Source organism: Paenibacillus tyrphae, from assembly GCF_024158745.1.
Classification (GTDB): domain Bacteria; phylum Bacillota; class Bacilli; order Paenibacillales; family NBRC-103111; genus Paenibacillus_G; species Paenibacillus_G tyrfis_A.
In genome coordinates this window covers 84,696-94,865 of record NZ_JAMZAW010000031.1, presented here as the reverse complement: position 1 = coordinate 94,865, position 10,170 = coordinate 84,696, and the positions used below count along the sequence as shown (strand labels likewise).

Annotated in this window: 15 protein-coding genes; 9 read left to right on the top strand and 6 right to left on the bottom strand. The window is 56.8% G+C overall.

Translation table 11 applies throughout. The features are described from left to right. On the top strand, nucleotides 1-1,315 hold a 1,315-nt coding region (locus NI000_RS32055; protein WP_375541024.1), incomplete at its 5' end, for an ATP-binding protein. On the opposite strand, the gene NI000_RS32050 is transcribed toward NI000_RS32055, so the two are convergent. Then, nucleotides 1,298-2,272, bottom strand: coding sequence for an EamA family transporter (locus NI000_RS32050; protein WP_253415386.1), 975 nt, complete (start codon nucleotides 2,270-2,272; stop codon nucleotides 1,298-1,300). The genes NI000_RS32055 and NI000_RS32050 overlap by 18 nt on opposite strands. Before the next feature lie 63 nt (nucleotides 2,273-2,335). After that, complete coding sequence (locus NI000_RS32045) at nucleotides 2,336-3,097, bottom strand: glucose 1-dehydrogenase (RefSeq protein ID WP_253415385.1); 762 nt, start codon at nucleotides 3,095-3,097, stop codon at nucleotides 2,336-2,338. Between the two features lie 221 nt (nucleotides 3,098-3,318). Here NI000_RS32045 and NI000_RS32040 point away from each other — a divergent pair, with 221 nt between their 5' ends. Beyond that, nucleotides 3,319-3,606 carry a hypothetical protein gene (locus NI000_RS32040; RefSeq protein WP_253415384.1) on the top strand — a complete coding sequence of 96 codons (288 nt, stop codon included), beginning with the start codon at nucleotides 3,319-3,321 and terminating at the stop codon, nucleotides 3,604-3,606. A gap of 25 nt (nucleotides 3,607-3,631) precedes the next feature. Next, the gene (locus NI000_RS32035; RefSeq protein WP_253415383.1) at nucleotides 3,632-4,117 is read left to right on the top strand and encodes a hypothetical protein; all 486 of its coding nucleotides are present in this window, start codon (nucleotides 3,632-3,634) and stop codon (nucleotides 4,115-4,117) included. Here the strand turns inward: NI000_RS32035 and NI000_RS32030 are convergent. Next, nucleotides 4,043-5,089 carry a YkvI family membrane protein gene (locus tag NI000_RS32030; RefSeq protein WP_253415382.1) on the bottom strand — a complete coding sequence of 349 codons (1,047 nt, stop codon included), beginning with the start codon at nucleotides 5,087-5,089 and terminating at the stop codon, nucleotides 4,043-4,045. The genes NI000_RS32035 and NI000_RS32030 overlap by 75 nt on opposite strands. Before the next feature lie 210 nt (nucleotides 5,090-5,299). Between NI000_RS32030 and NI000_RS32025 the strand changes: the two genes are divergently transcribed. Further along, a complete protein-coding gene (locus NI000_RS32025; protein ID WP_253415381.1) occupies nucleotides 5,300-5,911 on the top strand; it encodes a DedA family protein in 612 nt (203 codons plus the stop codon). Nucleotides 5,912-5,958: 47 nt separating this feature from the next. On the opposite strand, the gene NI000_RS32020 is transcribed toward NI000_RS32025, so the two are convergent. Beyond that, nucleotides 5,959-6,690 (bottom strand): DUF4309 domain-containing protein, encoded by a 732-nt coding sequence (locus NI000_RS32020; RefSeq protein ID WP_253415380.1) that lies wholly within the window; start codon nucleotides 6,688-6,690, stop codon nucleotides 5,959-5,961. Between the two features lie 310 nt (nucleotides 6,691-7,000). Here NI000_RS32020 and NI000_RS32015 point away from each other — a divergent pair, with 310 nt between their 5' ends. Further along, entirely contained in the window at nucleotides 7,001-7,570 is a 570-nt protein-coding gene (locus NI000_RS32015) for a xanthine phosphoribosyltransferase (RefSeq protein WP_253415379.1), read from the top strand. Nucleotides 7,571-7,708: 138 nt separating this feature from the next. Continuing rightward, nucleotides 7,709-8,032 carry a hypothetical protein gene (locus tag NI000_RS32010; protein WP_025849236.1) on the top strand — a complete coding sequence of 108 codons (324 nt, stop codon included), beginning with the start codon at nucleotides 7,709-7,711 and terminating at the stop codon, nucleotides 8,030-8,032. Between the two features lie 93 nt (nucleotides 8,033-8,125). Here NI000_RS32010 and NI000_RS32005 read toward each other — a convergent pair whose 3' ends face one another. After that, nucleotides 8,126-8,425 (bottom strand): hypothetical protein, encoded by a 300-nt coding sequence (locus tag NI000_RS32005; protein ID WP_253415378.1) that lies wholly within the window; start codon nucleotides 8,423-8,425, stop codon nucleotides 8,126-8,128. Nucleotides 8,426-8,554: 129 nt separating this feature from the next. Here NI000_RS32005 and NI000_RS32000 point away from each other — a divergent pair, with 129 nt between their 5' ends. Genes NI000_RS32000 through NI000_RS31990 form a run of 3 tightly spaced genes read left to right on the top strand, consistent with a single transcriptional unit; the run spans nucleotide 8,555 to nucleotide 9,800 of the window. Next, nucleotides 8,555-8,782: a hypothetical protein gene (locus NI000_RS32000; RefSeq protein WP_253415377.1), complete on the top strand. Its 228-nt coding sequence runs from the start codon at nucleotides 8,555-8,557 to the stop codon at nucleotides 8,780-8,782. Then, a complete protein-coding gene (locus NI000_RS31995; RefSeq protein ID WP_253415376.1) occupies nucleotides 8,779-9,525 on the top strand; it encodes an adenosylcobinamide amidohydrolase in 747 nt (248 codons plus the stop codon). Before NI000_RS32000 ends, NI000_RS31995 begins: the two co-directional genes overlap by 4 nt. Nucleotides 9,526-9,578: 53 nt before the next feature. Beyond that, nucleotides 9,579-9,800 carry a DUF1387 domain-containing protein gene (locus NI000_RS31990; RefSeq protein ID WP_253415375.1) on the top strand — a complete coding sequence of 74 codons (222 nt, stop codon included), beginning with the start codon at nucleotides 9,579-9,581 and terminating at the stop codon, nucleotides 9,798-9,800. 16 nt (nucleotides 9,801-9,816) lie between these two features. Here the strand turns inward: NI000_RS31990 and NI000_RS31985 are convergent, their stop codons facing one another. Beyond that, the gene (locus tag NI000_RS31985) at nucleotides 9,817-10,038 is read right to left on the bottom strand and encodes a hypothetical protein (protein ID WP_054977628.1); all 222 of its coding nucleotides are present in this window, start codon (nucleotides 10,036-10,038) and stop codon (nucleotides 9,817-9,819) included. Nucleotides 10,039-10,170 lie beyond the last annotated feature (132 nt).

Here is a 10,170-nt window from a genome sequence, read left to right as displayed (position 1 = left end):
GCTCCGCGCGCGGCAGGCGCGGCACGCCGGGCGCCGGGCCGCCGCGGAGCGGCTCGCGGCGCTGCGCGCCCGGCGCGAGCGCCACGCGGAGGCGGGCGAGCCGCTGCGCTGCCGCTGGCGCTCGTGGCTGCAGGCGCAGGCGCTGCCCGCGGACGCGAGCGCCGAGGCGGCGCTGGAGCTGCTGCAGCTCGCGGAAGCGGCGCAGCAGCAGCTCCAGCGGCTGCGCCGCCAGGCCGCGCGCTGCGAGGCGCTGCGGGGCACCGCCGCGGGCTTTGCCGCGGAGGCGGCCGCGCTGCTCGGCGAAGCGGCCGGCCGGGAGCCCGGCCCTGCACTGAAAGCGTGGCAGGCCGCCCGCGACCGGCAGCTTGCGCGGCTGGAGCAGCTTTCGCGGGATGGCCGGCAGCACGCCGAGCTGAGCCGCCAGTCTGCGCTATTGTCGCAGCAGCTTGAGCGCACGGCCGCGAAGCGGCAGGAACTGTTCGACGCCGCGGGGGCAGACGGGGAAGAGGCGCTGCGGCGTCTCCACCGCCAATACCTTCGCCATCAGGAGCTGCTAGGGGAGCTGCGACAGGACGAGCTTGCCATCCGGACGCTGGTAGGGGAAGCGGGGATGAAGCCGCTCGACGAGAGGCTTGCGGGTGTCAACGGAGGAGAGCTGGAAGAAGAGCGGACGCGTCTGTCGGAACAGCGGGATGCGCTTCGAGAACGGCTGGAGGCGTGCCGGGAGGCAAAAAGCCGCAAGCGATTTGAAATCGAACGGCTGACCGAAGGCGGGGATCATGCCGACAAGCTGCAGCAGGCGGAGGAACGCCGTACCGAGCTGAGGCGTTTGATGAAGCGCTGGGCAGTCGTTTCCATGTGCGGAACGCTGTTCGCACAGACGAAACGATTGTACGAGCACGAAAAACAGCCCTCCGTCATGCAGAGGGCTTCCCGGTACTTCGAGAAGATGACGTCCGGCCGATTCACACGGATGATTGCGCCGCTCGGCGAGCAGCGCGTATTGGCGGAGAAGGCGAACGGAGAGCTGCTGGATGCATCCGCGCTCAGCCGGGGGACGGCCGAACAGATGTACTTGTGCATCCGCTTTGCGCTTGCGGACGAATACGCGGCGTCCGGTGTTCGGCTGCCGCTTGTGATTGACGATTTGTTCGTGAATTTCGATGACGAGCGGCTCGGATACGGCATGGAGCTGCTGCAAACGGTGGCCGAGGGCCGCCAGCTGCTGCTGTTTACGTGCCACAAGCACGTGCTGGATGCGTATGTGTCCCGTTTTTCTGCAGCATCCGTCCGGCATTTAAGCCGCAAGACGTAATACGATAATGCCGATCAAGGCAAGCAAAAGGCCGCCCGATTCGAGGCGGCTGAATTTTTCTTTCAAGCCGAAGCGGGCATAGAAGAGCACGAGTACGACGTTCATCGCGATGACGACGGAGACAAGCCCGGTGACGCCCGCGGCGAACGCCGGCATGGCAAGGATCATGCCGCAGACATTGGTAATGCCGACGAACATGCCCCAAACTAATGTTCGGCCGGAGGACCAGTCGCGAACTGCCGCCGCAGCGGGTCCGCTTCCGGCTTCAACCGAAGAAGCAGCCGCGCGTACCGGGCTGTCGGGCACGTCCTCGGTCCCTGCGGCCGCTTCTTCGCGCCCGGCCCGGAGCGCCGCCCGGGCGAAGGCTTCTTGCTTCCGCCCAAGCAGCCAAGCGGCGGCAAACAGCAGCGAACCGGTGCCGTACATCAACGCGAGCGTGGGCAAGGTGGCGGCCCCGATGAGAGTCGCCTGCTTGGACGAGAGGTCGGTCAAGCCGAAGAACAGCATCGTAATCGCGCCCCAGTGCGCGCCTTGCAAATTTTTGAGCGAAATGTCGTTGGAGTAGCGGATCATCAATATCCCGGCCACGATCACGATAAAGGCGGCAAGCTGCGTCGAATTGAGCTTCTCGCCCCACAGCACGTACGCGAACAGCACGACGACGACCGGCGGAAGCCCGGTGAACATAGCCACAAGCGACGCTTTGCCGACAGAGTAGCCCTTATACATCGCAGCGTTGGAGACAAACGAAAACAGCCCGAGCAGCGTACCGATCCACACGGGCTTCGTCCAGGCTTGTCCGGTGACCGCTGCCGCAGCAAGCGCAATCAGCGTGCCGGACGCATAGACGCCCAGCAGCAGCAGATTCCGGTTGATCGGACGCTGCGAAGTCCATTGATATAAGATGCCCCTCAGCCCAAAACAAATCGCCGAGGCGGCCGCAAACAAAAACCACATGATGTCTGATTCTCCCGTCGTAAGTACAGTTCTTCCACTTTTTTCTCTAACACTGAATGCAGTCTACTCTTCGTAAATCATTTTCACGGTCATGCCGCCGTCGACCACAAGATTTTGTCCTGTAACGAACCCCGCCCCGTCTCCAGCCAAATACAAGCACGCTGCCGCGATATCCGCCGGGGTTCCGACACGTCCGGCCGGATGCTGGAGGCGGTCCCGTTCGCTATGGAAGGGGTGGCGCCGTTTGGAAGCTTTTTTCCAGTCGGCGGTCTCGATCCAGCCGGGGCTTACGGCATTCACGCGGATGCCGTACGGACCGAGGCTGACGGCCATCGCATGAGTCAGCGCCAACAGACCGCCTTTGGAAGCGGAATACGCTTCGGTGTCCGCTTCCGACATTAGTGCCCGTGTGGAGGCCATGTTCAGAATGACGCCGCCGCCCTGCCGCTTCATCGCCCGGGCCGCTAGTTGCGAGCAGACGAACGTACCGCGCAGGTTTACGTTGATCACCCGGTCGAACGATTCCAGCGGCAGCTCCAGCATAGGGCCGTTCATCCCGATCCCGGCATTGTTCACGAGCACGTCGATCCGTTCGAAATCGTCCAGCATCAGCTTGAACCATCGCTCCACTTCGGTTTCCTCCGCCACGTCCACGGGTAGAAACATGCCTTTGCCGCCGAGGCTGCGGACCTGCTCCATCAGTTCCATGCCTGCTTCCTTATCCGTATCGGCAACGGACACCTCATAACCGGACTTCACGAATTCCAGTGTGACCGCCCTGCCGATTCCTTGCGCACCGCCCGTAACGGCAGCCACCTTTCGCATATGTTCACCTCCGTAAGACCCGTTGTTTTTTCTTCTTATACCATATAATTGGCCAAGATCATAGTCAAATGTACATCCCTTTACAAAATTACATACATCGTATACAACGTTTGATGCCCATCATTTTACACAGGAGTACAAAATGACATAGCCTGCGTTCTCCGGAAGCTATATAATAAGCAAATATAAAAGCAAAACCCAATTGAAACGGAGGTACGCGGGTGAAGCCTGAAGAGCGCGAACCGCGCGAAATTACATACCGGATCGGCTGGAAGCGAGGCACCATCGTTCCAAACGGACAGCATCCTCCGGCTGCGGCATCCGGACATTCAACAGACTTGTCCATCATCCGGGAGTCCCGCATGCAGCGGTGGAACCGCAGTTATCTGTGGCGCAAGGCGCCTTCGCCGGGCCATCGGACGCTGCAAGTCGCCGTGTTTGCGATGCCGGTTCTGCTGTTTGCGTTATTTCTATGGATGGTATACGAGCTTGCCCTGCATGCCCGATAAGAAGAAATATACGAGGTGTTGACACATGATGATGACGATGCTTGCCTGGCTCGGCGGAGCTATTGGGCTTGTCGTGACGGGATCGGCCGTTTTGCTGGCCTGGACCGTGTATTCGCGGGCCCAAGCCGAAGCTGCGCCTTTAGCCGCCCCGGAGGGGGCCGCTGCCCAGACGAAAGAGCGTCCGGAAGACCAGCCGTCTTTATCCGCTGCCTTGGTCCGACAGGCCGGCCCGCATTTAGCGCGTTGGACGTTTTTCGATTATGTGCTGCTTGCATTGTTTGCGGTCGGCAGCTTGTTTTTGTTCACGGATCTGCTTGCCGTCCTCCGGGATGCGGAACAATACCCGCCTTATCATTTCGCATATTTGCTGTGCGGTTTTGTCTTTACGCTGGCGGGCATGCTTATGATGCTCGTCCGGCTCGCGCTGACGATTGCGTCAATTCGTTCCGAACGGCCGCTGCCTGCGCCAGATCATCAGGACCATCCAGGCCATGCTGAGCAGGCCCAGTAACGGATAGAGCGATGAGAGAAGCGTTTTGAAGCCGATGTGACTCACCACATAGCAGAAGGCAAGAAGGAGCGGCACGATGATCTGATAAGACAAGGAGCTCCGCTGCTCGATCTGCAGCGCCAAGCCGTAAACGTCGGCCAGCAGGGTTGTGAAAATTTCCCCGTAGATCACCAGAATGAACGGAAGCTGCAGCAGCGGGCCGAGTCCGTGAATCAGGTGCCCCATCGGGATGTCAAACTGCACGATCCCCGGCATCTGGGCGGACAGCGCATAATGGCCGGCCAGCAGCATGGCCCCGATGCCGATTCCGCCCCAGACGCCTCCCCAATACAGCACCGACCGGTCTTGGATCTGAGCACCAAGCGGTACGAGCACCGCTTGAGCCATGGTCAGGTTGAACGCCGCGTAGAGGAGCGGGGAGAACCATATGCGCTGGGCGGAATAATCCGATTCCATGTGAAGCCAGTTGCCGGCCCCGGGCGTGTCCCACGTAATCCATACGACAATGCAGCTGAAGCCGAGCATGAGCGGGACGATGACGGAATTTACGGCCATGATCGCCTTCATCCCCCGGACAAGAAGTACATATGCCAGCAGCAGGGTAAAAAGCAGCCCGGACTGAAGCGGCAGATTCAAATGCTCGGCAAAAACCGATCCCGCCCCGGCCAGCATGACCGTCGATACGCCGAATAGAGCCACCAAAGTGAACAAGCTGACACCGTTTCCGACGGTTTTTCCGAATAACAGCCTGTTGAGATCTTCGTAAGACTTGGCGCGGGTATCGTGGGCCAGCAGCATCAGCTTGATGCCCAGCCATATAAACAAGGCGCTGGCGACACCGATGGTGAAGGTCGCCATCCAGCCGTAGCGGGTGAAGAACTGGATAATTTCCTGCCCGGTCGCGAACCCGGCGCCTACCACGGTGCCTACATAGGTGAAGCTGACCTGCAGAATGCTTCCCCATTTTTTCATTCGCTCGCAAGTCCCCCTTCCTGACCGCTTCCTATATGATACAACGTATGAGAAGGGGCCAAGCCTCATGACTTTTTGTTTGAACGGGACATGCCAACCTGTCTGGGAGGAAAGCTTGTTCTTGGGTTAACGGACGAATTCTGATACAATGATAAAGGATTTGACCGACATTCAACATGATCTGAAATTATTTGGCTGGAGCGTGTGAAGGTGGAGCATCTTTTGCAGATGATTGATCAATACGGATATATAGCTCTTTACGGTTTGCTTGCGCTCGGCATTGTTGGCATTCCTGTGCCGGATGAAATATTAATGACGACCGTGGGCTCGCTTACGGTAGGACAAAATCCGCTGCTTGATTACGGCACTTCGCTTGCCGTCTGCTTTAGCGGGTCGATGACAGGCATGCTGATCAGTTATTTTTTAGGCCGGACCGTGGGCAAGCCGTTTCTTTACAAGTACGGAAAATGGGTGAAGCTGACGCCCGAAAGGCTGGGCGTAGCCGAAGGCTGGTTTCACAAGTATGGCATGTGGGCGGTCTCTTTCGGCTACTATGTGCCGGGGGTACGGCACTTTACGTGCTACTTGGCCGGCGTCAGCAATGTCGGATTTTGGCGGTATCTCCTTTACGCGGGGGCGGGAGGCTTAGTCTGGTGCCTGTCGTTTCTTACCCTGGGGCACGTCATCGGGATCAATGCTCCGCATATTATTGCGGTGGCTCACCGCTATATGGGAATCACGATCGCAATCCTTGTCGTTCTTGTCGTCATTATCGGTTATTTGTATTGGCGGTACCGCAAGCGGGCCGTTACCCGGACATGAAAAAACCTTGACAGGAAGCTCCTGTCAAGGTTTTTTGGCATACGATGCTATTCCGCGAACAATTTGATGGAATTGACCTTTTGCGATTTCGGGTCGATATCCAGCTTCAGCACCGCTCCGGTCGCTTTATACGTGAGAACGAAGCTGGTGTTCGAATCCGGCTTGCCGAGCGCTTTGGTAACCTCCTCAACCGGGTCGCCGAGCTTGAGACCGTTCAGGCCCGGATTGACGTCTGCGCTTCGGACATCGACAAAATGCAGCTGATTCTGCTTGTCGAAGCCGACGAGGAAATCGGTGTAGTCGTATACCGTAATCGGATCGGTGTCATCCTCCATGACGAATTGCTCTTTCGGCTTGCCGAATTTCTCTGTAATTTCCGCGGCGCTCGTTTTGAGCGTCAAGCCCAGCAAGGTCGGCTTGGCCTGCGTATACGGCGACTTGATCTCGATCTTCGGCTTCGTTTGCGCATTGGGCTTCGCTGCCGGAGGAGTCTGTTCGCCTTCTCCTTTGTCCTTGTCACCCTTGTCGGCGCTTGCGAGCGATACTTTATCGGCCTGATTTCCCGCTGGCGTAGCAGGAGAAGGGACAGACGGATTCGTGATCGTCTCGTTCTGAGGCAAGGACGTCTCCGTTGGCGTAACGACCGTCGATTCCGAGACCGTTTCCTTCGGCTGCGTAGGCGTCGGTGCCGCCGTTTGTTTCGGTTTGCACCCCGTTGTTACCATCATCATGATCATTATAACGGACAAGATTCCGATGAAGGCTCTCTTTCTGTTCATCATGAGCTTCCTTTCCGTGTTACAATTTGGCTGTAACCTCTTTAAATCATACCGTGTACCCGGCCTCTTCACAAAGAGCAAAAATGCCCAAATCCCCGCCGATTGCTATGAAAATGCGGAAATTTCATTTTCAAAGCTTCATTTCCGTCCGGGCAGACATTCTTTCTTGTGTTATACCCATTAGACGATGTTTCGAAGCAAAAAGTTGCATCTTTGTTTCCAATTCCGTAAAAGATGGTACTTGAAACCTAGTTTGCCGTTATGTTAAGTTTTACGGGAACAGGGAAATGAAAGAGCGGAGGCGTGGAGAATGGAATTATTGAAACAAAAGATCAGGGAAGTGGGCGTAATCCTGTCGGATGAGGTGATCAAGCTGGATGCGATTCTGAACCATGCGGTCGATCCGGTATTGACGACGGCCATGGGACGGGAGTTCGCGCGTTTGTACCGCGACGAGAACGTTACGAAAATTTTAACGATCGAATCGTCCGGCATACCGATCGCATTCGCAGCCGCACAGGAATTGAACGTGCCGCTCGTATTCGCCCGGCGCAAAAAGTCGCTCAACACCGAGACGGAAACGTACTGCGAGCGCGTGCCCTCTTTTACGAAAGGCATTGTCACCGACATTATGGTCTCGAAGGAGTTTCTGGACGAAAAAGACCGCGTTGTGCTGATCGACGATTTTATCGCCAATGGCGATGCGGCACGGGGGCTGCTCCGGATCATCCGCCGTTCCGGAGCGACACTGCTCGGTCTTGGAATCGCCGTGGAAAAATCGTTTCAGGCCGGCGGGCGCACGATCCGCGAGTCCGGCGTACGGGTGGAGTCGCTCGTGAAGATCGCATCGCTTGCAGGCGGGGACATCCGGTTCGAATAGCAACATTTGTCTCGGCTTTCTGAACGCGAAGCCTTCCATCTGTCCGCTTTTTCCTTTATAATGGATCGTAGGCTGAAAAGTATGAAGTTTAATCTTCGGCCAGTTGGCGAATGACAAAGATGGGGAGGTGCTACTTGCATGGGGAAAGAAATTCCGGCAGATTTTTTCGTGACCAAATTGAATGAGGCGAAAGTACACTTCGAACGTGCCCTTGATTGTAAACATACGGATTTTGACGATCTGTATCCCTATATGATTGAGCATCCTCAATTTTTTTGGTACAAACGCTATGTGGCTTGGTCCGAGCTGCTGACTGTCGTAAAGCTTTGCAAAGAGCTGGACGTCGAGTGGGAACAGCAATTCTCGCAGCAGCAAGTGGACTACATCAACAAACGCGTCATGTCCAGCAAAGTGCTCGACTATTGGTTCGAAACGAACGATACCAAAGAGCATGTAGGATAACGTTGTCCCTAATCATAAATCGAACCTGTACCGGGCTTGCGTCCGCAGTACAGGTTCTTTTGTTGTGGAAGCGAGTTGCCCGCCGATTGGCCGTTATTGCCGGGGCAGCACATTCATCGCTTCAATATGCCTTCTCGTATCCGGCGTGCCGAGCTCGTGCAGCATCTGGTAGATCTCCGTCAAGTTTTCTTCGTCCGAATGGTTTTGCCGGTAAGGAATCGCCGCCCGTACCGCCGTATCCTCTTCGTGTATGGCAAGTTCCTCGAATTTTTCCTGCAGCTTGTCGACTTCTTCTTCCGTTGCCCTTATTTCAAACTCGAAGTTGCCGGTCACATCTTCCGGCTCCAATACTTCGCCGCTTCCGACGGCGATATAATACGTTTTCTTTTCCATGCCCTGGTCGATCCTCCCATCCGCACCCCTGCTGTCGATATTTATTGTATCCCCCGAATGATGTATTCTTATTACATAACCAACTTAAAATACAAGCACGATTTCCGAATAAAGGATGGGGATGGTACTGTGATTTCAGAAGAACAATTGGACAAATACCGGGTTGGGGGGACGCTGCTGCGGGTCGTGCGCGATGCGGACAAGGCGAACGACGTAAAAGGCATCGTAGTCGCGTGGGACGACGATACGGTCATGATCCGCAAGCAAAACCGCCGTATCGTAAAGCTGGATCGTAACTACCATTTTCAGCCCTTCCAGGAGCCGCGCATCGAGCTGTTTGAGGGGGAGCATTCATGACCCCGGAGCGGCCTGCTTCCTACCGTTACGCGGACGAGCTGGTCTATTCGGACGTTCCGTTGGCCGGTTTTCGATTTGGCTTCGCAAGCCGCGGCTACGAGAGCTACTTCCTGATCGAGAGCGAGCGTCCGCTGCGGACGCTGAATTCCTCCATGTGGGGAGAAGGGTTCGGGGAGTTCCGCCGCTTAATGAACCGGCAGGTGCCCAAGCAGTATGCCTCGGACGATCCGCTGGCCGAGATGAATGCTTTTATGAAGGAAAAGGGGCTGGACCCTCAAAATACGGCAGCGTTGCTGACAGCGGCGAGCTTGGCGGATTTCGGACACGAGCATCTTCGTCTTCCCGGGGGGACGGATGTATGCGCATGGGTGACTGCAGGGCTGAGTAACAAGGCGAGAGCGGGTCAGACATGCGACGTTTCGTCGTTGTTTCCGGGCACGATCAATACGGTACTGGTGATCGAAGGCCGCTTGACGGATGCGGCGTTCGTCAATGCCGTCATTACGGCGACGGAAGCGAAAACCGCGGCTCTGCAGGATTTGAACATCGTTCTGGAAGAAGGGGGACAGACCGCTACCGGTACGACGACCGACGCGATCCTTATGGCAGCGACGCAGCAAGGCGAAGCGTACCGGTATGCGGGAACGGCCACCAGGCTAGGCTATGCGGTCGGGCGAACGGTCTACGAGGCAACGAAGCGGTCCGCAGCGCAGTGCCTGAAGCGGATGGGAGGTCTGGTATAAGTCCGCCAGGATTGGGTTAAGGTAACAGCATCATAGAATTAAAGGGGGAGAAGATGGACCAAGATCGGCCGTTTGAAGAAGGCGAGCTGTTGCTGCAGCCGTATTATTTGCTGCGGGTGCGCTCGGAAAGCGGCGGGGCGTCAGGCGAGGTATGGCTGCGGAATAAAGAAGGATATGGTGCAGATACGCATTTGTTCAACGTTCCGAGGCAGGAAAGCGCGGAGGAGCTTAAACGCTGGGCCGAGCGGGCGGTCCGGGCCTATGAGGAAGGCTGACGATCCGACCGCCGCATCATGACCGGAAGGCGGACAACAGCAGAAGCAGGCCAAGTGTCGCGAGGAGACTGATCGTGACGAAAACAAGGCTGCCCAGCAAAAGCAACAGGCCGGGGAATACGATTCCCAGAAGAAAAGCGCCGCCAAGAACCCACAGCAGCGCCTTGAGCGTCAGCTTCAGCAAGCCCCACAGCGCCAAAGCGAGCAGAATGCCTCCCAAGATCTGCAACAGCACCATAATATCGATCCCTCCTGTAGGAAAGTATATGGCGCAACGGAAAAAACATGTCATGCAGCCGGACAAGTCATCATATGTCGCTATGCGGCATACAATGGGTTCTACCATAACCTGTGGGAGGCGGTGCCGTTT

Bases quoted from the DNA above. Each gene is read 5' to 3' on its own strand.
- NI000_RS32050 (WP_253415386.1), bottom strand. From the start codon at position 2,272: ATGTGGTTTTTGTTTGCGGCCGCCTCGGCGATTTGTTTTGGGCTGAGG.
- NI000_RS32045 (WP_253415385.1), bottom strand. From the start codon at position 3,097: ATGCGAAAGGTGGCTGCCGTTACGGGCGGTGCGCAAGGAATCGGCAGG.
- NI000_RS32035 (WP_253415383.1), top strand. From the start codon at position 3,632: ATGATGATGACGATGCTTGCCTGGCTCGGCGGAGCTATTGGGCTTGTC.
- NI000_RS32030 (WP_253415382.1), bottom strand. From the start codon at position 5,089: ATGAAAAAATGGGGAAGCATTCTGCAGGTCAGCTTCACCTATGTAGGC.
- NI000_RS32020 (WP_253415380.1), bottom strand. From the start codon at position 6,690: ATGAACAGAAAGAGAGCCTTCATCGGAATCTTGTCCGTTATAATGATC.
- NI000_RS32015 (WP_253415379.1), top strand. From the start codon at position 7,001: ATGGAATTATTGAAACAAAAGATCAGGGAAGTGGGCGTAATCCTGTCG.
- NI000_RS32010 (WP_025849236.1), top strand. From the start codon at position 7,709: ATGGGGAAAGAAATTCCGGCAGATTTTTTCGTGACCAAATTGAATGAG.
- NI000_RS32005 (WP_253415378.1), bottom strand. From the start codon at position 8,425: ATGGAAAAGAAAACGTATTATATCGCCGTCGGAAGCGGCGAAGTATTG.
- NI000_RS31995 (WP_253415376.1), top strand. From the start codon at position 8,779: ATGACCCCGGAGCGGCCTGCTTCCTACCGTTACGCGGACGAGCTGGTC.
- NI000_RS31990 (WP_253415375.1), top strand. From the start codon at position 9,579: ATGGACCAAGATCGGCCGTTTGAAGAAGGCGAGCTGTTGCTGCAGCCG.
- NI000_RS31985 (WP_054977628.1), bottom strand. From the start codon at position 10,038: ATGGTGCTGTTGCAGATCTTGGGAGGCATTCTGCTCGCTTTGGCGCTG.